Source organism: Burkholderia sp. lig30 (assembly GCF_000687455.2).
GTDB lineage: Bacteria > Pseudomonadota > Gammaproteobacteria > Burkholderiales > Burkholderiaceae > Burkholderia.
Genome location: NZ_JGVW01000095.1, coordinates 19364 through 43799, shown reverse-complemented (window position 1 = coordinate 43799; position 24436 = coordinate 19364). Strand labels below are relative to the sequence as shown.

Sequence of the window (24436 nt, the reverse complement as noted above, 5' to 3'; positions counted from 1 at the left end):
GCAACGATTGATACACCTCGATACGAAATTGTGCCGCGCGGCCCCTTGCCAAGCGGACGCCATCCGTAGCCGAGATGCGCATTCGGCACGAATCCGCAAGCCGCCACGGGCCGCCTCGCCCTCGATCGCCCCTCGCCGGCCGCGACAACGACGGCACTAGCGTTGCGCTGACCAACGTCAAGGTCGGCGGTCACGCCCGCTCGCTCGACCGGGTCGCTCGCCTCCGACGGCGGCCCGTGCGGCGTGCGCAGCAGCGAGACCACGCTCGAAGCGGTGTGCAGCTATCAGGTCGCGCCGCTCACGCGGCGAACCAGTCCGGCCGCCGCGCGCCGACCCAGTCGCACGCCCGCTCGTAGCCTTGCGCGAGCTGCAGCACCGCGAGATCGCCGCGCGGCCTGCCGATCAGCTGCATGCCCATCGGCAGGCCGGCGTCGTTGAAGCCGACCGGCACGTTGATCACCGGGCAGCCGGCAAGCGTCCACGGCACGACCGTCTCCATCCAGCGGTGATAGGTATCCATCGTCCGGCCGGCGATCTCGCGCGGCCAGCGCGCGTTCGCATCGAACGGGAAGACCTGCGCGGTCGGCGCGGCGATGAAGTCGTAACGCTCGAAGAAGCTCAGCAGCGCCTGGTGCCACGCGCTGCGCGCCGCACTCGCGTCGAACACGTCCGCGCCCGACATCGCGAGCAGCCCCTCGACCTCGAAGATCGCCTCCGGCTTCAGTTGCGCGCGCCGCGACGGCTCGCGGTAGTGCATCAACAGGCCGCCGCCGGACAGCCAGTGCCGGTGCGCAAGCCAGATCTGCCAGATCCGCTCGGGCGCGAACGCCGGCAACGCGGCGTCGACCTCGCAGCCGATGTCGCGCAGCGTGCCGAGTCCCGCGTCGCAGCATGCGAGCACGCCCGGCTCCGTCGCGAGATAACCGTTCCAGTCACCCACCCACGCGATGCGCTTGCCGCGCAGGTCGGCGTCGAGCGGCTGTGCGAACACTGCGGGATCGTCGGCGAGCGACAGCGGATCGCGCGGATCGTAGCCCGCCTGAATCGCCAGCAGTTGCGCGACGTCGGCGACCGTGCGCCCCATCGGCCCTTCGGTGCCGAGCTGCTGCACGAACACGTCGGCGTTCGGCCAGCGCGGCACGCGCCCCCGCGACGGGCGAAACCCGTAGACATTGCAGAACGCGGCGGGATTGCGCAACGATCCGCCGAAATCGCTGCCGTCCGCGACCGGCAGCATCCGCGCCGCAAGCGCGGCCGCCGCGCCGCCGCTGCTGCCGCCCGCACTCTTCGTCAGATCGTATGGATTGCGCGTGACGCCGTAGACTTCGTTGAACGTGTGCGAGCCGAGGCCGAACTCCGGCGTGTTGGTCTTGCCGATGAAGATCGCGCCCGCGGCGCGCATCCGCGCGACGGTGACCGAATCGGCCTGCGGCACCATCGTCCGGAAGATCGGCGAGCCGAGCGTCGTCACGAGCCCCTTGGTCATCGCGAGATCCTTCGGCGCCTGCGGGATGCCGTGAAGCCAGCCATGGTATTCGCCGCGCGCGAGGGCCGCATCCTTTTGCGCGGCCTCGGCGAGCAGCGCGTCGCGATCGCGCAGCGCCACGATCGCGTTGATCGCGCCGTTGACGCGCGCGATGTGGTCAAGGTATGCGGTCATCGTCTCGACGCACGAGACTTCCTTGCGGCGGATCGCGCCGGCCAGCTCGCCCGCCGGCAGGCGCACGATCGGATCCACGGGAACGGATGCGGGAGCGAGAAACGACGGGGCGCCGTGCGGCATGCGGAGTCTCCTGAACGCGGTGGATGTGCATCGGGCGGCGCGGCCCGCGCGGCTTCTGCTTCTGCGGCAGTGGCCGCGACGGCCGTCGCACGGCGGGCTTGCGCGCGGAAACGATGCGCGTGCGCTCGCCCGGTGACGCTCTACTCTACGCGACATGCGGAAGGCGGCCCTGGTTATTTTCCGCGTGGATTCACTGCGAATTCGACTGAATCGCCGCGCGACGGCCGGGCGCTGCCGCCAGCTTCCGGTTATTTGGGGCCTGAGCTGAAACAATCCGTCTCACGACTTTATGCGCATAAACATAAATTTCTTATATTTGTTATATGCGGGCGCAGATCGCGCGCCGCCGCGTTTACGCTTTTTTTACACCGGCACGGCGACTCTTTAGACCATCCCGGCACGCTGCGCGCTACGCTGAAGACATCTTGTCAATGGGACACATGACATGCTCAAGCTGCTGGTTCCGGTGGGCCACTCGCCGCGCTCGTTGCAGGCGGTGCGCCACGCCACTTTCCTCTACCGAGAACGATGCGCGTCGGAGATCGTGTTGATCAACGTCCAGCCGCCACTGGAAGCCACGAGACTCGAGGCATATCACCCGTTGTCCAGGCTCCGCCAGCTCGAACATGACTTCTCGGAAGGCGACCTGGCGAAAGCCATCCGGATCCTGCAGGACGCGAACGTCAAATACAGCGTCGTCATGAAAGTCGGCCCGATCGCCGATACGATCGCCAGCACGGCCGCCGAGACCGGTTGCGACGAAATCGTCGTCGCAGCCCCCCGCCGCGATCCGCTTCACACCCTCCTGTCGTTCTTCCACCGCGGCATCCTCGATCGCCTCGTGCGCATCTCGAACATTCCGGTCACGGCCGTGCAGTAAGCGCTCGATCGCGCGCCGCGACAAAAAAGCGGCCCGGACACCGTCCAGGCCGCTCAGGGCGTGCGCGTACGGCGCCCGCCGCTTACGCCTCGAGTTGCTCGAGCACCTTGCCGTTCGTCTCTATGCCGACGAAATGCACGGTCACGGCCGCCAGCAGCGGCACTGCGCCGAGCAGATAGAACGCGGGGCTCAGGTTGCCGCCGACGATCGCGTGCGGCACCACCATCGGCGCGACGAACGACGCGATCTTCAGCCACGCACTGCCGAGGCCGCATCCCGCTGCGCGGATGCTGGTCGGATATTGCTCCGGCGTATACACGTATGCGGTGATGAAGCCCGCCGCCATCAGACCGAGCGACAGCGAGCAGAACATCGCGACGACGTACACCGACGACGCGTGATAGACCCCGGCCAGCGCAAGCGACGCCGCGCACAGGACGAACGACCACGTGATGACCGGCTTGCGGCCGATCCTGTCGACGAGGAGCGCCGACGCGAGCGAACCGGCGACGCCCATCACCGAGCCGACCACCGCGAGGTTCAGCGCGACCTGCAGCGGCGCGTGATAGAAGTCCTTGTAGATCGTCGGCAGCCAGGTCGACAGGCCGTACTGGATGAAGCCGCAGGTCGCCCACAGCGTCGCGACGGCCAGCGTGCGCTTCCGGTACGCGGGGCTGAACAGGTCGGCCATGCGACGCTTCGGATGCCGGCGCACGATCTCGTCGAACTCCGCGGCCTGCGTCACCGGCTGGAGCGGCCCCTTCGCCGACGCCTCGAACAGGCCGACGGCCTGCCCCGCCTCCGCGAGCCGGCCGCGCGACGCCAGCCAGCGCGGCGATTCGGGAACGAGACGCGTGAGCACCAGCGACAGCACGAGCGGCAGGCCGCCGACGAAATACATGATTTCCCAGCCGAAGCGCGGCACGAGCCAGGCGCCGAGCGCCATCGACGCGAGCAGGCCGATCGGGAACACGATCTCGTAGAGCAGCACGAAGCGGCCGCGGCCGTGCGCGCGCGTGATCTCGTTGATGTATGTCGCCGCGACCGGCAGCTCGCCGCCGAGGCCGAGACCCTGCAGGATGCGCAGCAGCACGAACACCTCGAACGTCGGCGCGAATCCGCATGCGATCGACGTGACGCCGATCACCGCCGAACTCCACGCGATCGCCTTCACGCGGCCGTGCTTTTCCGCGAGCGCGGGAAACAGCAGCGCGCCGACCAGCTGGCCGATCGCGCCCGACGCGATCAGCAGCCCGATTTGCGTCGGCGAGAGTCCCCACTTGTGGATCAGGAGCGGCAGCGTCGCGGCGATCGTGATCACGTCGAAGCCGTCGAAAAACGTCGCCGTGCCGATCAGCACGCGCGCGCGAATCTGCATCGCATTGGCCGGGAGACGCTCGAGCCGCGCGATGATCGCGCCCGGCGTGGAGGCGGCAGCCTCCATCGTGGCGCGGCCGCCCACGACGTTGTCTAGTGTGCTCATTCGGGTAGTCCTCTCCGTGTTCCCGCTGCCGGGTCAGGCCAGCGCCTTGGTCGTATCCGTCAGCGCGTCCATGTCCACCGCGCGCCCCTGATTCATCCACTTGCGCGCGAGCTTCAGTTCACGCGCGTTGTTGACGGCGACGACCCCTTTCAAATGGCCGTCGCCAACGAAAAACAGCGTCCACCTGGGAGGGGCTCCAGCCGTCGCGCCCCCCGCCGCGAGCTCGCCGCGCACGACGATCTGCGCGTCGGCCGGCAGGTCGCCGAGGATCTGCAGGTTGACGTCGTACTGATCCGACCAGAACCACGGGATCTCCGCATACGGCGCGCGCACGCCGAGCACCGCCTTCGCGACGGCGATCGCCTGGTTCTGCGCGTTCGCCCACGATTCGAGACGCACGCGCCGTTTCAGCCACGCGTTGTGGTGGTTCGCGACGTCGCCGCACGCGAATATCGCCGGGTCGCTCGTCGCGCCGCATTCGTCGACCACGATGCCGTCGTCGACCGCGAGCCCCGCGTCGGACGCAAGCGACGCGTTCAGCGCGAGGCCGATGCCCGCCACCGCGAAATCCGCATCGACCGTCGTGCCGTCCGCGAGCGTCGCGCGCACTTTCGATGCGTCACCCGGCTGCGGGTCGAGCGACGCGAGCGATGCGTCCAGACGCACGTCGACGCCATTCGCGCGATGCAGCTCGAGCAGGAAATTCGACACGACCGGCGGCACCGAACGCGCACACAGGCGCGGCGCGCCTTCGACGACGACCGCCTCGACGCCGAGCTTGCGCGCGGTCGCCGCAACTTCGAGCCCGATCCAGCCGCCGCCGATCACGAGCACGCGCCGGCTCGCGCGCAGCTTGCCGCCCAGTTCGGCCGCTTCGTCGAGCGTGCGCAGGTAATGCAGATTCGCAGTCCTGACGAGTGAATCCGGCAAGCGGCGCGACGTTCCGCCGGTGGCGATGACGAGCCGGTCGTATTCGACCTCGCGGCCGCTCGCCGTGCGTACGATGCGCCGCGTGCGATCGATCGACGCGGCGCGCTCCGGTTGCCACGCGTCGACGTTCAGCGACGCGAATTCGTCCGGCTGCACGACGCGCACGGTTTCGATGTGCGCGTCGCCCGCGAGTACCGCCTTCGACAGCGGCGGGCGCTCGTACGGCAGATGCGGCTCGTCGGCGATCATCACGAGCCGGCCGGCGAAGCCTTCGGCGCGCAGCGTCTTCAGCACCCAGCCCGCTGCCTGCCCGCCGCCGATCACGACCACCGTGCCGGGCGCGGCGCTGCCCTGCGTGCTTGCGTCAGTCATCTTTGCGCTCCGTCATGAACCGGCCTTCCGGCGCCTTCGCATGCTTCTCGCGGCGAGTATTGCCGTCGATCCCGCCGTCGATCGCCCATTCGGCGAACACGGTCGGGCCCGGCTCGAATTCGCGCGGCTGCCATGCGGGCGTCAGCACGTCCTCGTCCGCGTAATACTCGATCAGCCCGCCGGCCGGGTTCTGGAAATACCAGAAGTACGCGGACGACACCGGATGCCGGCCCGGCCCGAGCTGCGTTTCCCAGCCGCAGCGGTCGATGTGCATGCCGCCGCCGAACACCTCGTGGATGTCGCGCACGGTGAACGCGACGTGGTTCAGGCCGCGCTTGCCATTCGGCAGCGCAAGCAGGAACAGGTCGTGGTGGCCGCCGTGCGGCGCGCAGCGCATGAACGCGCCGCGCCCCGGATAGCGGTCCGACGTCTCGAAGCCCAGCAGTTCGTGATAGAACACCTCCTGCGCATCGAGCCGGTTCGTGAAGAACACGACGTGCCCGACCTCGACCGGCTCCGCACGTGCATAGATCGTGCTCGGCCGGTCGACGCGCAGCGTCTCGCCCCATACGTTCGACAGCGAACCCTTGATGTCGAGCGCGTGCTTTCTCGTCACCTCGATGCGGATTGCCATGCCGTTCGGGTCGATGCAGCCGACCGCGTCGTCACGCGCGTAATAGCCGGGCTGGCCGGCCAGCTTCGCGCGCAGCGCATCCAGTTCGGCCGGCGACGCGACGCCCCACGTGACCTCGCGCAGCGTCGAGCCGGGCTCGAACGCCGCCGGCAACGACGGATCGTTCGCGTCGACGAGCAGCACGGTGCAGCCGTTCATCGTCTCGAAGCGCGCGCGCGACGCATCGTGCGCGACCTCCCTGAGCCCCCAATCGGCGAAAAAGCGCCGGCACAGCGCCAGATCCTCGACGCCGTACGTGATCTGCTCGATACCTGAAATACTCATTGCGTAACTCCCCTTCGCTCAGTTCGCCCACGGCAGCGGCGCGTCGTTCAAGCCCCAGTACAGGCTCTTCTGCTGCATGTACTCGCGGATGCCGAGACGCCCCTTCTCGCGCCCCATGCCGCTGTCCTTCCAGCCGGCGAACGGCGTCGAGATCGAGAATTGCTTGTAGGTGTTGATCCACACGGTGCCCGTCTCGAGCGCACGGCCGATCCGCCACGCGCGCTTGTAGTCGCGCGTCCAGATGCCGGCCGCAAGGCCGAACGCACTGTCGTTCGCGTCGGCGATCAGCGCGGCCTCGTCGTCGAACGGCAGCACGACGAGCACCGGCCCGAATATCTCTTCCTGGCAGATGCGGGCACGGTTGGTCAGCCCGCCGAGGATCGTCGGCAGATAGAAGAAGCCGCGCTCGCGGCCTTCGCCGGCCGGACGCTCGCCGCCGCACAGCACGCGGCCGCCTTCGTCGCGGCCGAGCGCGACGTAGCGCTCGATCGACTCGCGATGCTGCGCGGTGACGAGCGGCCCCATCTGCGTGCGCTCGCTCGCCGGATCGCCGACGCGCAGCGCGCGCGCGCGTTCCGTCAGGCGCGCGACGAATGCGTCGTAGATCGCGCGCTGCACGAACAGCCGCGAGCCTGCGATGCACGATTCGCCGGACGAGCTGAAGATGCCGTACAGCACGCCGTTGACCGCGTGATCGAGGTCGGCGTCGTCGAACACGATCGTCGGCGACTTGCCGCCGAGTTCGAGCGACAGCGGCATCAGTTTGTCGGCGGCGGCGCGCGCGATGCCGCGCCCGACTTCCGTGCCGCCCGTAAACGACACCTTCTTCACGCGCGGATGGCGCACCAGCGCGTCGCCGACGACCGAGCCCTTGCCGGGAATCACCGACACCACGCCGCGCGGCACGCCGGCCTGCTCGACGAGGCGCGCGAGCGCGAGCGACGCGAGCGGCGTCACCTCGGCGGGCTTCAGCACGACCGCATTGCCCGCCGCGAGCGCCGGGCCAAGCTTCTGCGCGTCGGACGCGATCGGCGAATTCCACGGCGTGATCGCCGCGACGACGCCGAGCGGCTCGTGGACGCTCATCGTCAGGTAGTCGCCGCGCGACGGCGTCAGTTCCTCTTCCATCGTTTCCGCGCACGCGGCGAAGTAGCGGAACGTACTCGCGGCGCTCGTCACGAGCGCGCGCGTCTCGCCGATCGGCTTGCCGTTGTCGCGGCGTTGCAGATGCGCAAGCGCCTCGCGATTCGCGTCGATCAGATCCGACAGGCGGTACAGCACGGCCGCCCGCTGGTGCGGCTTGAGGCCAGCCCAGTCCGCGCGGCGCCACGCGGCGTCGGCGGCCTCGACGGCCTCGTTCGCGTCGGCCGCGTCGGCCATGTGGATTTCGGTGTTCAGCGACTGGTCGGCCGGGTAGAAATTCGGCGTCTTCGCGCCGCGGCCGTTGCGCCATTCGCCACCGACGAAGATCTCGCCGTTCGGGACGAGGGAGGAATCGAATGCAGTCATGTGGGGTCCGTCCGTAGCTGCTTCAGATCACGCAGCGGGCCGCGCGGTTGCGCAGCGCGCGAATCGCGCTGAAGGCCGTCAATGCGGAAGTCTTCGGGTTGTCGGGCAGCGGCTTGCCGCTCATTTCGAGCGACATCTCGCCAAATGCGCCGCGCGCGGTGATCCGGTGCACGTTGCGCGTCACCGCCGGATCGGCGATCAGGCGCACGCGGGTCCGGTCGAGGCCGAGGCCGGCCAGCGCGACCGTCGCCGCGACGTTTGCGTTCTTCGGGTACAGGCGCGCCGCGTCGCGCGCCGTTCCCTCGAAGATCGTCTGCGCTTCGGTCATCGCACGCAGGTCGCACAATGCCTCGGCCGGCGTGCCGAGCCAGCCGGGCGGCGGCTTGCGGCCGACGTACAGCACCTCGTCGAGGCCGCCCTGCTTCGCGGCCGCGAGCGCGTCGATGCCGCCGATCGCGCCGGACAGGAGCGTGAGCGTCGCGCCGCCCTCGTCGGCCGCCTGCAACAGCACATCGAGCAGCGCCAGATCCGACAGCGCGCCGATCGACGCGACCGCGCAATCAGTGCCCGCCTTCAGCAGCGGGACGACGTGATCGACGAGCGCGCCATGCCCCGCGCATTCGAGCGCGAACTGCGGCCGGTGCGCAAGCGCCCCCACCGACGACACCACCTCGACGGCGCCGCCGAGCGCGTGCTGCACCGCCTCGCGCTGGTGTTCGGGCACGATCACGTGCGCGATGCGCAACGCCGCGTCGTGCTCGACCGCGCGATACACCGCCGCGCCGATCGCGCCGAAGCCGATCATCGCGACGTCGACGGGTGCGTGCCCGTGTGCGTGCGCGTCACGCATACTGGCGCTCCTCGGGCACGTCCTTCTTGACCGGCGGGCCGGCGAACGCCGATGCGAACGAGCCGACCGACAGCATGTCGACCTCGACCAGCACCGGGCCGGCCTTCGCGAGCCCGTCGCGCACGATGCGCTCCGCCTGGTCGAGCGACGTGATCCGGTGATGCGTGAGGCCGAGGCTCGCGCAGAATTGCGCGAAATCCGGCTGGTGCAGATCGACGTAGCAGCGGCGGCCGCCATACTGCGCGTCCTGGATGTTGCGGATCACGCCGTAGCACTGGTCGTTCATCAGCACGATCATCACGTCGGCGTTTTCCTGCACGGCGGTCGCCAGCTCGCCGACGTTGACCATCAGGCCGCCGTCGCCGACGAGGCAGACCGTCTTCGCCGCGGCGCCGGCGAGCGCCGCGCCGATCGCCATCTGCATGCCCTGGCCGATCCCGCCACCGAGCGCATGGACGCCCGCGCGCGGCTCGAAGATCTTCAGCAGACGGTTGCCCCACGTGCTGTTCGAGATCGTCACGTCGCGCACCCAGTTGTAGTCGCGGCCGACCGCCTGCTGCAGCGTGTCGACGAGCTGCCGGTAGGGCCCGAGCCCCTTCGCGACGTCGGCCGACGCCTGCTCGCGCGCCGCCGCGAGATCGGCCGCGAACTGCGGATCGACCTTCAGGCGGCCTTCGAGGCGGTCGGCGAGTTCGGCCAGCACACGCTTCGCGTCGCCGTGGACGAACAGGTCGTTGCGGTAGCCGCGGTTGTCGGCGAGCGCGTCGGCGTCGACACGATAGAGCGGCCGCGGCAGCGCGAGCTTGTACTTGAGCGTCTCGTTGCCGCGCAGGCGCGAGCCGACGACGACGAGCGCGTCGCAGGTCTTGTAGAACGCCTCGACCGCCGCGTGGACGTTGAACGCGCCGAGCGTCGCCGGATGGTCTTCCGGCAGCACGCCGCGGCCCTGCACGCTCGTCACGACGCCAACACCGAGCCGGACGAGTCGCTCGACCTCGGCGCGTGCGTGACGCGCGCCGCCGCCGAGCCACAACAGCGGACGGCGCGCGGCCGCCAGCGCGTCGGCCAGCTTCGCGACGCGCGCGCTGTCGTGCTCGCCAACCGACACGTGCGCGGGCGCCAGATCGTCCGGCCATTCGATTTCAGCTGCCTGGATGTCGATCGGAATCTCGACCGACACCGGGCCGCTCGGCGCGGTCTGCGCCACCCGCACCGCCTCGCGGATCGTCGGCAGCACCGTCTCGACCGTGCGCACGCGATACGCGGCCTTCGAGATCGCGTTCAGCATCGAAAGCTGGTCCGGCGCTTCGTGGATGTAGGCGAGATCCTGATCCAGATAGGGCGTCTCGATCTGGCCGGTGATGTGCAGCAGCGCGGTGCCCGCCGTCAGCGCCTCGACCATCGCGCCCGCCGCGTTGCCCGCCGCGGTGCCGGTGCTCGTGAACGCGACGCCGAGGCCGCCGGACACGCGCGCGAGGCCGTCGGCCATGTTCACCGCGCCCGCTTCGCCGCGGGCACCCACATAGCGGATGTTGCCGCGCGAGTGGATCGCGTCGAGGATCGGCATGTTGTGGATCGAGATGACGCCGAACGCGGTCTTCACGCCGCACTGTTCGAGAAAGGCGGCGATCAGCTCGCCGACCGTGGTTCTGGTGTTGTTAGACATGGCGTGCAAAGCCTCCTGATACGTCGATATGGCTGCCCGTCGTGTAGGACGACAGATGCGTTGCGAGATAAAAGAGCGCCCAGGCGGCCTCGTCGGGCCGGCCGAAGCGATTCAGCGGAATGTTCTTCTTGCGAGCGAGTTCGCCCGTCCACGCTTCCCAGCTCTCGCCGGGCTGCGCCTGGGCTTCGTGGCGGCGGCGCCACTGCCCGGATTCGACGATGCCGATCAGGATCGAGTTGACCCGGATGCGCTGCGGCGCGAGCTCGTTCGCGAGCGACTTCACGAGGCTCAGCACGCCGGCGCGCGCGGACGACGTCGCGACCATGTGCGGCTCCGGCTGCAGCGCGAGCAGCGAATTCACGCAGGTGATCGTCGGCGCGGCCGCGTCGCGCAGCAGCGGCAGGAATGCGCGCGTCGGCCGGATGATGCTGAAATACTTCAGTTCGAGCTCGTCGCGCCATGCGTCGTCGGTCGTGTCGGCGAACGTCGACACACGCCCCTGGCCCGCGTTGTTGATCAGCATGTCGGCGCGGCCGAAGCGGTCGGACACCGCTTGCGCGAACGCGGCAACGTCGCCGTCTTCGAGCACGTTGCAGCGCGCGGCGAGCAGCGGCGCATGCGGGAATTTCCCGTTCAGCGCCGCTTCGGCGCGCGCGAGGCGTTCACCGTCGCGGCCGCAGATCGCGACCGACGCGCCCGCGTTCAGAAAAAGCTCGGCCGTCGCGAGCCCGATGCCGGACGATCCGCCCGTCACCACCGCGACCTGTCCGGTCAAATCGATCTGGATCATGTCGTCGCGCCTCGCAGGATCGTCACGGGGGTACCGGCCGCCCCGCCCGGGGGCAGCATGCGTGGGGATCGTTTCATTTCACTCCCAATGCCTTCAGAAACATGTGCTCGTCATCCGAGCGATAGTTGAGCCGCCGCGACAGCTCGGCCGCCGCGCGCTGCACCTTGTCGATCAGCCCGTCTGCGATCAGCGCCGCGTCGATCTCCGGGCGCGGCACCGTCACGGTGAGGCACGCGACGATCTTCTGCGTGTCGTTGCGCACCGGCGCGGTGACGACGGAGATGCCGCGCTCGAACGACGCATTGCTGATGCCGTAGCCGCGCAGCGCATCCTCGCGGATCGCTTCGTGGAGCGCGTCGACCGTCTCGGGCGTCGCCTTCGTCGCACGATCGAGCCGCCCCTCCGGGTACAGCGCGCGCAACTCCGCCAGCGACAGGTCGCCCATCAGCACGTGGCCGTGCGTCGTCGCGTGCGCGGGCAGCCGCGTGCCGACGTTCACGCGCACCGAGCTGAACGCCGGCGCCCGGCTCTGCGCCTTCGCGACGAACACCACGTCGCGGCCGTCGCGAATCACGATGTGCGTCGTGAAGCCGGTCGCGTCGCGCAGGTGCTCGATCACCGGCAGGCCGAGATCGGTCAGCTCGAGCGAGCTCAGATACTCGAAGCCGAGCCGCAGCACCGCGACGCCGAGCCGGTAGTTGCGATCCTTGTCCGCACGCTCGAGGAAGCCGAGTGATTCGAGCGTCTGCAGCAGCCGGAACACCGTCGTGCGCGGAATGCCGAGTCGCTTCGACAGCTCGGGCGCGCCCAGCACCGGCTCGCGCGGCGAAAATTCCGCGAGAATCCGCAGGCCGCGCTCGAGACCCGGCACGACGTAGTTCGCGTCGGCCTTCGCGCCCTCCGGCTCGTTGGGCATCGGTTCGCTCATCGCCCCCTCCGCTGCGTGTCGCACTGACGGCAGAACGCGTCGATCAATGCCGAATAGACGGCAGGCGCCTCGACGTAACCGGCATGACCGGCTTGCGGCACCACCTGCAGCCCGACGTGGGCGGCGGCCGCGATGCGCTCGCACGCGGCGGGCGGCGTGATCGCGTCGTCCGCGCCGACCGCCACCGCGGTGCGCCCGCGGTAGCCGGCGAGATCCGCGGCGAGATCCGCGTTCGCGAGCAGGTGCGTCGCCTGCGCGTAACCGGCCGGCGCGATGCGCGCCATGTTCCAGCGCACCCATGCGCGCGCTTCCTCGCTCGCGAACCCGGACAGCATGTTCGCGCTGCGCTGTTCCGCGAGGCCGGCCGGGCCGAGCTCGGCGAGCATCGCGAGCCGTGCGTTGCGGCGCGCGTCGCGTGTGTCGGCCGGCGCGCTGCCGTAGCCGCCGGCCGGCGAGATCAGCAGCAGGCCCGCCAGACGTGCCGGCAGGCTGCGTGCGAATGCGCCCGCGACGATCGCGCCGAGCGAATGGCCAACCAGTACGCAGCGCGCGATGCCGAGCGCGTCGAGCCACGCGCTCAGCGCCGCCGCGTAGTCGGCGGCGGCCGGCGACAGGCCGAGGACCGGCGTCGACGCGCCGTAGCCGGGCGCGTCCCACGCGAGGACGCGCCGCGACGCGCCGAGCGCATCGAGCTGATGCACCCAGGACGCGGCGCCCGAGCCGATGCCGTGCAGCAGCACGACCGGATACCCCGATGCGGCATGCGCCGCCCCCGCTTCTCGATACCCGATCGTGCCGGCCGCGCCTGCGTCGCAGCGCCGCTCGGGAAAACGCTCGAGCAGCGCGGCATGGGCCGCGGTGCGATTGCGTTCGCGCTTGTCGATGACACTCATCGCTTCATCCGCTCCGGCTCAACGCTTGATCTTCGCGAGCGGCGAATCCGGCGGATACGTCGGCGTGGTCGGCTTCGGCGAGCCCAGCATCACGCACATCAGCGCGTCTTCCTCGCCGATGTTGATCTCGGTGCGATAGACGCCCGGCGGCACCGAAATCAGGTCGCGCTCGCCGAGGATCGCTTCCCACGTCTCGCCGTTGCGCTCGCAGATCACCTTCATCCTGCCGCGCAGCACGAAGAAAATTTCCTCGACGTCGATGTGGATGTGGCTCGGGCCGACGTTGCCGGCCGGAATCACCATCGTCGAGAACGTGAAGCTGCCCGCCGGCACCGTGTTGACGTCCTTGGCGACGCCCGTGCCGCCCGTGCCGACGTAGCGCATCTGCGCGCGGCGGTACTGCGGGTCGTAGTCGGCCTGGAACTTCAGCGCGTCCCAGTCGTAGCGACGCGTCGCGAAGCGCGCGACACGCGCATCCATCCATTCGCCGAAGGTCGCGCCGTCCGGCCGATCCCACGATTTGCGTTCGATATCGACATCCGCCATCGTCATCTCCTCAAGAGTGAAAACCATCAGTTCATTACGAAGCCGCCGTTGACCGGCAGCAGTTGACCCGTCACGAAGCGCGCGGCGTCGGACAGCAGGAACAGCACCGGGCCGGTCACGTCGTCCGGCACCTGCGCGCGCGCCAGCGCGCGGCCTTGCAGGTAATGCGCGTGGCGTTCGGCCGGCACGTAGGCGGTCGCCTCGACGTCGGTGAGCCCCGGCGCGATCGCGTTGACCGTCACGCCGTGCGGACCGAATTCGCGGGCCTGCGCGTGCGTCATCGCGATCACCGCGCCCTTGCTCGCGACGTACGCGAGCAGCTTCGGCGCCCCCCAGAGCGCGGTATCGGACGCGAGGTTCACGATCGCGCCGCGCCCCGAGCGCGCGAGGTGCGGCAGCGCCGCATTGCTCGCGAGCCACACGCCGCGTACGTTGACGTTCATCACCGCGTCCCAGGTGGCCGCGTCGAGCTCCGTCGACAGCCGGCCGCCCGAGTTCGTGATCGCCGCGTTGTTGACGAGGCCGTCGAGGCCGCCGAGCGCGGCCGCGCCCTGCGCGACGAACGCGTCGATGCTGGCCGGATCGGCGAGATCCAGTGCGATGAAGTGCGCGGTGCGGCCTTGCCCGGCCAGCTGCGCGGCGAGCGCGCGGCCTTCGTCGGCCAGCACGTCGCCGAACGCGACCTGCGCGCCGGCGGCGGCGAGCGCCTTAACGAACGCCGCGCCGAGGCCCCGCGCGCCGCCCGTGACCAGCACGCGCCGGCCGGCGAGCGCAATCGCTTGAGCGTGCTCAGCCATGCGCGTGCTCCGTCGCGGCCGGATGCGCGGCGCGGTGTGCGTCGAGCGCGGCGAGATGCTCCTGCGCGCGCTGGCGCAGCATCCGGCGCACGCGCGTGATGCCGACGTCGTGCTGATAGAGATATTCGTGATCGCGCGCGTTCGGCGCGAGGCTCTCGAGGACGTAGCGGTCCTGCTCGAGCACGGCCCAGTGCAGGCCTTCCAGACGGTTGCGGTACATGAAGCGCCAGACGTCGCGCTGCCAGCCGCTGACCTTGCGGGTACGCCAGAAGTACACCTGGCAGTGGTCGCGATCCACCGGCGTCGCAAAGCCGACGATGCCGAAATTGCCGCCCGGGCCGTATTTCTGCCGGTACGGAATCGCGAGACGCTTCCACAGGCAGCCGGTCTCGCCGAGCTCGACCCAGTCGAAGTTCACGTCGCGCTGGCCGACCTTCTCGAACATCAGGCCGGATTCGGTCTTGCGCACGCGCATGTCGGCCTGCTTGTCGCCTTCGGCCATCGAGTGCGACGTCGCATGCAGGTACGCGCCGTGCATCGGGTCCATCACGTTGTCGATCGCGTACTGGTAATTGCACGTCCAGTTCGACACGCACAGGAAATGCGCGAATTCGCCGCCGGCCAGTTCCTCGGGAAGCCCGAGCGGCGCGGGCTCGGCATGCGCGTCGTCGCCGAACCACAGGAAGATCGCGCCGGCCTGTTCGTCGACCGGGTACGACTTCACGCACTTCTGCCCTTCGAGCGGGCAGTTCGACACGGCCGGCACCTTGTTGACCGTGCCGGTGCCGTCGACCTCGACGCCGTGATACCAGCACGCGACGTTGCCGCCAAGGTTCCAGCCGAGCGACAGGCGCGCGCCGCGGTGCGGGCAGCGATCCTCCAGCGCGTGGACCTTGCCGTGCTGGTCGCGCCACAGCACGATCTGCTCGCCCAGGCGCGTGATGCCGACGGGCGCATTCGACACCTGCCAGCCCGGCGCGACGGGATACCAGTAGTTGCGGATGCCGCGGTCGAGATAGTCGCGGACCGGATCGGCGGGGGAATGCGGGTGTGCGGGGGACGTCATCAGTGTGCTCCGGATGCAGTTGTCTTCTTGTCGGCTTCGTTCGCGGTCATTCCGCGAGCGCGGCGAGTTCCGCGCAGAAACGCCCGGTGGTCCACGGCGCGCCGTCCGGCGTGCGAAAGCCGATGCGGTTCAGCCCGTCGACCACGTCGGACAGTTCGGTCGCGCCGGCATCGAACACGCGCTCGAGCGCGTCGCCGAGGTCGTTTTCGTATTGGGTCGGTTCGGCCTTGCGGTTCTGCCAGATCAGGTTTTCGGTCTGCCCGGGGATCTCGATCTGCCCGTTGCCGGCGACGTTGTTCGGCTGCGGCGCCACCCACGGCTTGAGGAACGGGTTGAAGTTCACGGTCGTCTCTTTCATGTCATTCCACCTTGATCTGGATTTCCTCGCCGGCGAGGCGCACCGCGTACGTCTTCAGCGCGCGGCCGCCGGGCCCCTTCAGGCACTCGCCCGTCCGGATGTCGAACACCGCCTCGTGCAACGGGCATTCGACCGTGCCTTCGTCGACGAAGCCCTGCGTCAGCAGCGCGTACGCATGCGGGCACACGTTCTCGAGCGCATACACCGCGTCGCCGACGCGGTAGATCCCGATCTCGACGCCGTCGGTCCGCTTGAACTCGATCGGCGCATCCTCGGACAAGGCGCCGGCATGTCCGGCGCAAACCCATTGTTCAGACATCTCACACCCCTCCTTCTGATCGACTCGTCGTTTGTTCCATATCCGGAACACCGGTTTATGGATGGTGATTATATGAGCGACTTTCCGGGAGAAAAACAAAAAGCTGCGTGCCCTAGGGAAAATACCGACCGGACGCGCGAAGATCATCTGCGGAGTCTCGACATACGGGAAACTTTGTTATTTTTCGTATGTTTATGCGCTGGCCGCACGTTGCCTGCGGCGGCTCGACGCCGCGCAGCCAAGCCGCTCCGGCCCGAAAAATTAATTTTTTTCCGTCGATCCGTCGCCCTATACTCCATTCCACCAGAGGCACATGGTTCCATATATGGAACACAATAATCGCCCGTCTTGCCGTGGAAATGCGCGTGGCCATCCGTTTCGCGCACCGCCACCGCCGTTTACATCGAGCGCAGAGTCAGGAGATCAAATGGTCAAGCGTGCAGTTGCAGCAGCAGTCATCGGAATGGGCGCCGCGTCCGGCGCATGGGCACAGAGCAGCGTGACGCTGTACGGCAGCCTGGATGCGGGCATCGCCTACGTGAACAACGTCGGCGGGCATGCGAAATGGGCAATGATTCAGGGCAACACCCAGCCGGATCGCTGGGGGCTGAAGGGACGGGAGGATCTGGGCGGCGGGCTGTCGGCGATCTTCCAGCTCGAAAACGGCTTCTACACGAACAACGGCGCGTTCGCGACCGCGAACACGATCTGGAACCGCGCCGCCTGGGTCGGGCTCAGCGGCGAGCGCTACGGCACGCTGACGCTCGGCCGCCAGACGCCGCTCAGCTTCGACTATCTCGACCCGCTCAGCACCGCGTACCTCGCGATGAGCTGGTATGCGTTCCATCCGGGCAACATCGACGCGCTGGCCGCGACCGGCAACGTGCCGTACAACAATGCCGTCAAGTACCGCTCGCCGAGCGTCGCGGGCTTCTCCGCCGCGGCGATGATGGCGCTCGGCAACACCACGAATTTTTCGGAGGGCAGGTCGGTCGGCGTCGCGCTGAACTACGCGAACGGGCCGTTCAAGGCGGCGGCCGTCTATTCGAACGAGCACAACCGCTCGATCCTCGTCGGCCAGACCGGTATCGCGAACTTCCAGGGCCAGAACACGGCGAACGGCTATGTCGCGGACAAGGTCGAGAACATCGGCGCGGGTGCGTCGTACCAGCTCGGCGACTGGCTCGTCCACGCGCTTTACACGCGCACCAGAATGCAGTCGAACGGCTTCTCGGACACGTTCCAGAGCTACGACGTGGGCGCGAATTACCGCACGAGCCCGTTCAACACGATCGCAGGCGGCGCGGCGACATCGACGCTCGCCGGGCGGCGCTGGACGCAGTTCGAGCTGGGCGACGTCTACGCGCTGTCGAAGCGCACGCAACTCTATGCGAACGTGCTGTACGAGCATGCGACGGGCGGTGCGCGGGCGGCGTTCTTCACGGCCGGCGTGTCGAGCACCGCGAATCAGGTCGTCGTGCTCGCGGGCATCCACCATTCGTTCTGACGGCATGCCCGCCGCGCGAGCCCGCGTGCGCGTTGCGCGGCGCAGGCCGCCTGCGGGAAAAGCAGCGGGCGCGCTTTCTTCGCGCTTCGCCACGCCCCCGCCCGGCGCGACCGGTCAGAACATCGCGACCTTGTGGCGCGCGTGCGCGACGGTCGGATCGCTGTCGAGCGGCCGGTAATCGAGACGCCGGGACAGATCGACCGCCGCGCCGCACACGGCCTCGACGAGCCGCTCCTTCTCCGCGGCCTCGCCGATCTCCGAGCGCGGCACTGTCGCGGTGATCGCCGCGACGATCGAGCCGGAATGATCGCGTACCGGCGCGGTCACCGCCGAAATGCCGGCCTCGAATGCCCCTTCGCTGAGCGCATAGCCGAGCCGCGCATACTGGCGGACGCGCTCGTAGAGCTCGTCGACCGTTCCCGGCGTGCGCTCGGTGAACTGATCGAGGCGCTTTTCCGGGTAGAGCTGGCGCAGCGCGTCGCGCGTCAGGTCGCCCATCAGCACGTGGCCATGCACGGTCGCATGCGCGGGCAGCCGCGTGCCGACATGCACCTTGACCGAGCCGAACATCGACGCGTGGCTCTGCGCCTTCGCGACGAACACCACGTCGCGCTGGTCGCGGATCACCAGATGCGTGGACAGGCCGGTCGCATCGCGCAGCCGCTCGAGCACGGGCGCGCCGAGATCGGTCAGTTCGAGCGAATTCAGGTATTCGAAGCCGAGCCGCAGCACGCCGACGCCGAGCCGGAAATGCCGGTCGCCGTTGACCCGCTCGAGAAAGCCGAGCGCTTCGAGCGTCTGCAGCAGGCGAAACGTCGTGGTGCGCGGAATGCCGATGCGCTTCGACAGCTCGGGCGCGCCCAGCACCGGCTCGCGCGCGGAAAACTCGGACAGGATCCGCAGGCCGCGCTCGAGGCCCGGCACGAGGTATGACGAGGCACCGCCGGCCGATTCGTCGTCGCCGGCGGCATGCTCGGGCGCATCGCTTGCGGGCGCCGCGCGGCGCGGCTGCCGCGCCGGCTCACCGGCCGGCTTCGCGCCGCCGCTCATCGTTGTTTTGGCCATGTGCGCATGGAGTTGACGAAAAAGAAACCGAATCATAGCGCGAAGGACATTCGCGTTTGCAGCCCCGGCCGGAGGCAGGCCGGCGCGGCGCGCGGCTATCCGCTCGCCGGCGGCGCCGGTGTCACCCAGCGGAACGTCAGGTTGATCCGCTCGCCCTGCACCGAAGGCGCCTTCGGCACCCGATGCTGCCACTCCGCCTGAGTCCGGCCGCGCATCACGAGCAGGCTGCCGTGCGCGAGCCGGTACGCGTGCGTGACGCCGGTGGCCCGATGACGCAGGTCGAACACCCGCATCGCGCCGAGGCTCACCGACGCGATCACCGGCGCATCGCCCAGTTCCGGCTCGTTGTCCGCGTGCCAGCCCATGCTGTCCTGCCCGTTGCGGTAGCGGTTGAGCAGCACGCTGTTGAAGTGCGCACGACACGCCGCCTCGGCCGCGCGCTTCAGTTCGAGCACCGCAGGCGTCCACGGCGCGGGCACGTTGCGGATGCCCGAATACACGTAGACGGCGTCCGGCTCGCCTTGCCACGCGGTGAGCCTTGGCAGCGGAATGCGGCCGCGCGGCGTGCGGATCGCGTCCTGGCGCCACGCGACCTCGTCGATCAGCGCGGCCATCGCGCGATCGGCCGCGTCGCGCGCGAGCCAGTCCGGATACCAGTCCACGTCCGGCGCGGGCGTGTCATCGAAGAGATCGAACATCGGCATGTCAGTTGAGCAAGCGGCGACGCATACCGCGCCCGCCGCATACCTGAATACTAGCGAAGCGCGGCCGCCCTCGCCATGCGCGTGCACGCACGCCAAACGGGCAAACGGACAGGCGGACAGGCGGACAGGCGGACAGGCGGACAGGCGGACAGGCACGATGCCATGCGCGCGACTGCAGGCAGGTGAATTCCCCCGCATCGGGCTATCATCGCGGCATGTCGCACCGCGCCGCGGCCGTTCGGGCCGCGGCGCCGCACTCCATTCCTGCTTGCAAGCCGTCCGGCGCGACCCGGCGGCGCTTTTCCGGATCACATCATGTTTCTTTCCGATTCCGCCCTCGATCAGCTGTTCCGCCATGCGCGCACGCACAATGCGTGGCAGGACAAGCCGGTCGACGATGCCCTGCTCCATCAGCTGGTCGATCTGACGAAACTCGGGCCGACGTCGGCGAATTCGAGCCCGGCGCGCTTCGTGTTCGTCAAGTCGCCCGAAGCGAAGGCCCGTCTCAAGCCGGCCCTTTCGGAAGGCAACGTCGAGAAGACGATGGCGGCGCCCGTCACGGCGATCGTCGGCATGGACATGGCGTTCTACGAACACCTGCCGCGCCTGTTCCCGCACGCCGACGCACGCAGCTGGTTCGCAGGCAACGATGCGCTGATCCAGGCCACCGCGTTCCGCAACTCGTCGCTGCAAGGCGCGTACCTGATCATGGCCGCCCGCGCGCTCGGGCTCGATGCCGGCCCGATGTCCGGCTTCGACAACGCGGCGGTCGACGCCGCGTTCTTCGCCGGCACGACGGTCAAGAGCAACTTCCTCGTCAACCTCGGTTACGGCGACGCGTCGGTGCTGCATCCGCGCAGCCCGCGCTTCGATTTCGACGACATCGCCCGCATCGCCTGACCGGCACGCGGCTCGACGCAACCTCGCCACGCTCCCCTCCATGCGACGCATCTCCGCTTTCCTGCTCCGGTTGACCGTGATCGGCGTGCTGCTTCACGCGTACGTCGGGTTCAGGCTGATCCCCGACCTCGCGTCGCCCGCGCTGCGCGTGGCCGCGGCGCTGTGGCTGGTCGCGTCCTGCTTCCTGATCCCGCTCGGGATGCTGTCGCGCCGCCTCGAGTCGCATCCGCTCGGCGACCGGTTCGCATGGGCCGGCTTGCTCGCGATGGGCTTCTTTTCGTCGCTGCTCGTGCTGACCCTGGCGCGCGACCTGCTGCTCGCGTCGCTTCTGACCGTCGATGCGCTCGCGCCGCATGCGGTATCGCTCGCGCGATGGCGCGGCATCAGCGCGACTGCGGTGCCGCTGCTCGCGCTGGCCGTCAGCGCGGTCGGCTTCCTGAACGCGCGGCGACGCGCGCGCGTCGTGCACGTCGACGTGCCGATCGACGATCTGCCCGACGCGCTGCACGGCTTCTCGATCGTCCAGATCAGCGACATTCACGTCGGCCCGACGATCAAGCGCGGCTACGTCGCGTCGATCGTGCAGGCCGTCAACCGGCTGCAGCCGGACCTGATCGCGGTGACGGGCGACGTCGTCGACGGCAGCGTCGCGCAGCTCGCCGGCCACGCGGCGCCGCTCGGCGAGCTGCGCGCCCGGCACGGGGCCTATGTCGTCACCGGCAATCACGAGTACTACTCCGGCGCGCAGCAGTGGATCGACGAGTTCCGGCGGCTCGGGCTGCATGTGCTGCTCAACGAGCACCGCACGATCGAGCACGACGCCGGCCGGCTCGTGATCGCCGGCGTGACCGACTACTCGGCGGGCCAGTTCGAGCCGGCGCACCGCAGCGACCCGGGCGGCGCGCTCGCCGGTGCGCCGCCCGACGTGCGCATCCGCGTGCTGCTCGCGCATCAGCCGCGCAGCGCGGCCGCGGCGGCCGAGGCCGGCTTCACGCTGCAGTTGTCCGGGCATACGCACGGCGGCCAGTTCTTTCCGTGGAATTTTTTCGTGCGGCTGCAGCAGCCGTTTACGGCCGGGCTCGCGCGCTGGAACGGGCTATGGGTCTATACGAGCCGCGGCACCGGCTACTGGGGGCCGCCCAAGCGCTTCGGCGCGCCGTCGGAGATCACGCGCGTGCGGCTCGTGCGCGGCAGCGCGCGCTGATCGCCGGGCGCGGCAGCACGCGCTGATTGTCTCTCGCACGCCTTCGCCTTCGCCTTCGCACTCGTACATACGCACACCGGGACAGTGGCGCGCCACCCGCCGGTTGACGCAAACACGCGCCGCCGCCTAGAATGCCGCCCATTCAATCACTCAGGAATCAACGTGGACAGTTGCAGCACGATGCGTGCTCCTCTCGCCGCCTGAACGCCTGCCCGCCGCAGTCCTTGCTGCCCGGCTCGCGTTCCCGCGAGTTTGGCACGCCGCCCCGTTTCACACTTCCATATCGGTTCGCACGGTACAGTGCCGCGCGATGACGGCAATTGCGCGCCCCCCGTCCGGGCGGACACGCAAGCATGCCGCGCATGCGCCAACAGGACAGCAAGACTCATGACATTCGAATTCGCACTTCGCCTCTTCACCGCGTTCGCCTGCGGCGTCGCAATCGGCCTCGAACGCCAGATGCGGCAACGCACCGCGGGCCTGCGCACGATCACGCTGGTCGCGAGCGGCGCCTGCCTGTTCGTCACGCTCGGCGTGCTGACGGGCAACGGCATCCCCGGCGTCACGCAGATCGCGGCCTATGTCGTGTCCGGCGTCGGCTTCCTCGGCGGCGGCGTCATCATGCGCGACAAAGGCTCGATCCAGGGCATCAACACCGCGGCGACGCTCTGGTGCTCGGCCGCCGTCGGCGTGCTGGCCGGCGCCGGCCACTACATGCCGGCGTTCGCCGGCACCGGCGTCGTGCTGCTGACCAACACGCTGCTGCGCGGCGTCAGCCAGGCGATCAACGCCACGCCGGTGTCGAATGCCGACCTGGTGCGCGAGTACCAGATCACGGTGATCTGCCTCGCGGCCGACGAAGTGCACATCCGCACGGTGCTGTCGAATTCGATGTATGCGAAACCGTTGTCGTTCCAGAGCCTGACGAGCGAAGACGTCCCCGACCAGCCGGACCGGCTGAAGGTGACCGCGACGCTCAAGCTGCATCCGAAGGACCAGCCGAAGCTCGAACAGATCGCGAGCCGCATCAGCATGGAGAAAAGCGTCTCCAGCGTCAGCTGGACCGCGAAGGAAGCCGAACCGATGATGGAATGAACGGCGCGCGGCACGCGGGTGCCGCCGCGCGACCGCGCGCCGTGCGCCGCGTTCAGGGCGTGTCGATCAGCCCGGTCGAGATCGCCTTGACGACCGCCTGCACCTTGTTGGTCGCGCCGAGCTTTTCGAGGACGTTGTTGACGTGGAAGTTCACGGTCCGTTCCGAGATGCTGAGGATCTGACCGATCTCGCAGGCCGTCTTGCCGTCGGCGGTCCAGCACAGCACCTCGCGCTCGCGCGCGGTCAGCGCGACCTTCGCCTCCGGCGCCAGCTTCGGCACCATGAAGCGGCTCATCAGCGAATGCGACAGATTGGCGAGCCAGTTGGTCTGCAGCGTCAGCATGTTGATTTCGGCTGGCGTGAGGGGGTCGGCGTCACGCGCGAGGGTCAGCAGGCCGAATGCGCCGCGCGCCGCCCAGCTCGATTGCGCGACGCCCACCGACAGCCCGTGCTCCCGCGCATCCGACCACAGCGGCGACGCTTCGGCTCCGGACGATCCGGCCTTGTCGAGATCGGGCCAGACGATCATGTTGGTGCTGAGCGCGCCGTCGCGAACCGTCGAATCGATCTCGATGTAGTTCTGCGCCTGATAGTGCGCCATCCAGCCGTCCGGATACGTATCGAAGATCGCGACCGCGGGCTTCGATACCGGCAGCGGCACCCGGATGCCATAGCTGCAATACTCGAAGCCCAGGCGCTTCGAGTAGGCCGCGATCAGCCGAAAGAGCTGTTGCTCGTCTTCCGCGGCACTCAATTGGTCATAGGCGTCTTGCCAGCGCAGTTCCATTCGATCTCCGACAACGTCACGCTGCCATAATTGTCAGGTTTCAGCGCGACTCCAGACTGCTACAGTCGCGCATGGGTTCACCCTCCCCGGGCAGCGCCCGGCAAGCGCGCCGCTCGCGCCGGACGGCGCCAATCGCATGGCGATCCTCGCGGGCAATGGCACCTATCATGCCGAGCCGGCGCGCCAGTGACAACCGGCCAAATATTCGTCTGACAATTATGCAGCATCGGCCGTCTTTATATGCAAGACGGCACGCCTTTTCAATCCAGCCGTTCAAGAAACCGATCCCACGATCCGGCCGTTCGCTGCCGACAGCTACCCTGTAAAAACTGACAGTTACCGCCGCCTCGGGGCGCACGCTGTAATGCGGCCATACCAAGCGCAAATCCGAGGACACCATGCGGACCTTCGTTCACGACGACGGGCGGCTGCCACACGACCTTGCGGCGGATCTGGGGCGCTTCCGGCGCCACGTGTTCATCGAGCAGCTTGGCTGGGCGCTTCCGTCTGCGAACGAATGTTTCGAGCACGATGCGTTCGATCGCGACGATACGGTCTACGTGTACGCGCGCAACAGCCTCGGCGAGATGTGCGGCTGCGCGCGGCTGCTGCCGACCACCCGGCCATACCTGCTCAAGGCGCTGTTCGCGGACCTGCTCGGCCAGGACGTGACCCTTCCGCAGTCCGCGTCCGTGTGGGAATTGTCGCGGTTTGCCGCGACTGGCGGCAAGACCGGTTCGGGCGACGCGGCGTGGGCGATCCGGCCGATGCTCGCGGCCGTCGTCGAGTGCGCGGTGCGGCTCGGCGCGCGGCGGCTGATCGGCGTCACGTTCGCCAGCATGGAGCGCCTGTTTCGCCGCATCGGCGTGCATGCGCATCGCGCCGGCCCGGCCAGGCAGATCGACGGTAGGATGGTGGTGGCGTGCTGGATCGAGGTCGACGATCCGCAAACGTGTGCCGCGCTCGGTATTGCCGGAAGCCTTGCCGCCGGCAAGGCATAGTCGCCCGAACGCGCATTGACGGCTCGGGCGACGTCGTATTTGAAG

The 24436-nt window shown here is 68.7% G+C and carries 24 protein-coding genes; 6 read left to right on the top strand and 18 right to left on the bottom strand.

The features are described 5' to 3' along the window. Positions 1-298 precede the first annotated feature (298 nt). On the bottom strand, positions 299-1783 hold the full coding sequence (locus LIG30_RS19150; protein WP_038714519.1) for an amidase: 1485 nt from the start codon (positions 1781-1783) through the stop codon (positions 299-301). Positions 1784-2228: 445 nt separating this feature from the next. On the opposite strand from LIG30_RS19150, the gene LIG30_RS19145 reads away from it, so the two are divergent. Continuing rightward, positions 2229-2663 (top strand): universal stress protein, encoded by a 435-nt coding sequence (locus LIG30_RS19145; protein WP_038714518.1) that lies wholly within the window; start codon positions 2229-2231, stop codon positions 2661-2663. 82 nt (positions 2664-2745) lie between these two features. On the opposite strand, the gene LIG30_RS19140 is transcribed toward LIG30_RS19145, so the two are convergent. The 14 genes from LIG30_RS19140 to LIG30_RS19075 form a co-directional block, all read right to left on the bottom strand. Then, positions 2746-4146 carry an MFS transporter gene (locus LIG30_RS19140; protein WP_038714515.1) on the bottom strand — a complete coding sequence of 467 codons (1401 nt, stop codon included), beginning with the start codon at positions 4144-4146 and terminating at the stop codon, positions 2746-2748. A 33-nt stretch (positions 4147-4179) separates the two neighbouring features. Beyond that, the gene (locus LIG30_RS19135; protein ID WP_038714514.1) at positions 4180-5448 is read right to left on the bottom strand and encodes an NAD(P)/FAD-dependent oxidoreductase; all 1269 of its coding nucleotides are present in this window, start codon (positions 5446-5448) and stop codon (positions 4180-4182) included. Next, a complete protein-coding gene (locus tag LIG30_RS19130; RefSeq protein ID WP_038714513.1) occupies positions 5441-6406 on the bottom strand; it encodes a VOC family protein in 966 nt (321 codons plus the stop codon). Before LIG30_RS19130 ends, LIG30_RS19135 begins: the two co-directional genes overlap by 8 nt. 18 nt (positions 6407-6424) lie before the next feature. Further along, positions 6425-7915, bottom strand: coding sequence for an aldehyde dehydrogenase (locus tag LIG30_RS19125; protein WP_038714511.1), 1491 nt, complete (start codon positions 7913-7915; stop codon positions 6425-6427). A gap of 22 nt (positions 7916-7937) precedes the next feature. Next, a complete protein-coding gene (locus tag LIG30_RS19120) occupies positions 7938-8765 on the bottom strand; it encodes an aspartate dehydrogenase (protein ID WP_038714508.1) in 828 nt (275 codons plus the stop codon). After that, the gene (locus LIG30_RS19115; protein WP_038714507.1) at positions 8758-10431 is read right to left on the bottom strand and encodes a thiamine pyrophosphate-binding protein; all 1674 of its coding nucleotides are present in this window, start codon (positions 10429-10431) and stop codon (positions 8758-8760) included. The genes LIG30_RS19120 and LIG30_RS19115 overlap by 8 nt, the downstream gene beginning before the upstream one ends. Then, positions 10424-11221 carry an SDR family oxidoreductase gene (locus LIG30_RS19110; protein WP_038714506.1) on the bottom strand — a complete coding sequence of 266 codons (798 nt, stop codon included), beginning with the start codon at positions 11219-11221 and terminating at the stop codon, positions 10424-10426. The genes LIG30_RS19115 and LIG30_RS19110 overlap by 8 nt, the downstream gene beginning before the upstream one ends. A gap of 73 nt (positions 11222-11294) precedes the next feature. After that, positions 11295-12149 carry an IclR family transcriptional regulator gene (locus LIG30_RS19105; RefSeq protein ID WP_038714595.1) on the bottom strand — a complete coding sequence of 285 codons (855 nt, stop codon included), beginning with the start codon at positions 12147-12149 and terminating at the stop codon, positions 11295-11297. After that, the gene (locus tag LIG30_RS19100) at positions 12146-13042 is read right to left on the bottom strand and encodes an alpha/beta fold hydrolase (protein WP_038714504.1); all 897 of its coding nucleotides are present in this window, start codon (positions 13040-13042) and stop codon (positions 12146-12148) included. Before LIG30_RS19100 ends, LIG30_RS19105 begins: the two co-directional genes overlap by 4 nt. Positions 13043-13060: 18 nt before the next feature. After that, the gene (locus tag LIG30_RS19095) at positions 13061-13588 is read right to left on the bottom strand and encodes a cupin domain-containing protein (protein WP_038714593.1); all 528 of its coding nucleotides are present in this window, start codon (positions 13586-13588) and stop codon (positions 13061-13063) included. A 26-nt stretch (positions 13589-13614) separates the two neighbouring features. Next, positions 13615-14385, bottom strand: a complete 771-nt coding sequence (locus LIG30_RS19090; RefSeq protein ID WP_038714503.1) for an SDR family oxidoreductase — start codon at positions 14383-14385, stop codon at positions 13615-13617. After that, positions 14378-15451, bottom strand: a complete 1074-nt coding sequence (locus LIG30_RS19085; protein WP_038714501.1) for an aromatic ring-hydroxylating dioxygenase subunit alpha — start codon at positions 15449-15451, stop codon at positions 14378-14380. Before LIG30_RS19085 ends, LIG30_RS19090 begins: the two co-directional genes overlap by 8 nt. A gap of 46 nt (positions 15452-15497) precedes the next feature. Next, positions 15498-15809, bottom strand: a complete 312-nt coding sequence (locus LIG30_RS19080) for a recombinase-like helix-turn-helix domain-containing protein (protein WP_038714499.1) — start codon at positions 15807-15809, stop codon at positions 15498-15500. A 1-nt stretch (position 15810) separates the two neighbouring features. After that, positions 15811-16128, bottom strand: coding sequence for a non-heme iron oxygenase ferredoxin subunit (locus LIG30_RS19075; protein WP_038714497.1), 318 nt, complete (start codon positions 16126-16128; stop codon positions 15811-15813). 427 nt (positions 16129-16555) lie between these two features. On the opposite strand from LIG30_RS19075, the gene LIG30_RS19070 reads away from it, so the two are divergent. Next, complete coding sequence (locus LIG30_RS19070; RefSeq protein ID WP_038714496.1) at positions 16556-17635, top strand: porin; 1080 nt, start codon at positions 16556-16558, stop codon at positions 17633-17635. Positions 17636-17749: 114 nt separating this feature from the next. On the opposite strand, the gene LIG30_RS19065 is transcribed toward LIG30_RS19070, so the two are convergent. Continuing rightward, entirely contained in the window at positions 17750-18700 is a 951-nt protein-coding gene (locus LIG30_RS19065) for an IclR family transcriptional regulator (protein ID WP_038714494.1), read from the bottom strand. Positions 18701-18795: 95 nt separating this feature from the next. Continuing rightward, positions 18796-19404, bottom strand: coding sequence for an alpha-ketoglutarate-dependent dioxygenase AlkB family protein (locus LIG30_RS19060; RefSeq protein ID WP_038714491.1), 609 nt, complete (start codon positions 19402-19404; stop codon positions 18796-18798). Positions 19405-19719: 315 nt separating this feature from the next. Here LIG30_RS19060 and LIG30_RS19055 point away from each other — a divergent pair, with 315 nt between their 5' ends. From LIG30_RS19055 to LIG30_RS19045, 3 genes are all read left to right on the top strand, one after another. Next, entirely contained in the window at positions 19720-20304 is a 585-nt protein-coding gene (locus LIG30_RS19055) for a malonic semialdehyde reductase (RefSeq protein WP_038714490.1), read from the top strand. Positions 20305-20344: 40 nt separating this feature from the next. Further along, positions 20345-21508, top strand: coding sequence for a metallophosphoesterase (locus LIG30_RS19050; RefSeq protein WP_038714488.1), 1164 nt, complete (start codon positions 20345-20347; stop codon positions 21506-21508). A 387-nt stretch (positions 21509-21895) separates the two neighbouring features. Beyond that, positions 21896-22603 carry an MgtC/SapB family protein gene (locus LIG30_RS19045; protein ID WP_038714486.1) on the top strand — a complete coding sequence of 236 codons (708 nt, stop codon included), beginning with the start codon at positions 21896-21898 and terminating at the stop codon, positions 22601-22603. A gap of 52 nt (positions 22604-22655) precedes the next feature. On the opposite strand, the gene LIG30_RS19040 is transcribed toward LIG30_RS19045, so the two are convergent. Continuing rightward, complete coding sequence (locus LIG30_RS19040) at positions 22656-23390, bottom strand: autoinducer binding domain-containing protein (protein ID WP_038714484.1); 735 nt, start codon at positions 23388-23390, stop codon at positions 22656-22658. 398 nt (positions 23391-23788) lie between these two features. Between LIG30_RS19040 and LIG30_RS19035 the strand changes: the two genes are divergently transcribed. After that, the gene (locus LIG30_RS19035) at positions 23789-24391 is read left to right on the top strand and encodes an acyl-homoserine-lactone synthase (protein WP_038714481.1); all 603 of its coding nucleotides are present in this window, start codon (positions 23789-23791) and stop codon (positions 24389-24391) included. Positions 24392-24436 lie beyond the last annotated feature (45 nt).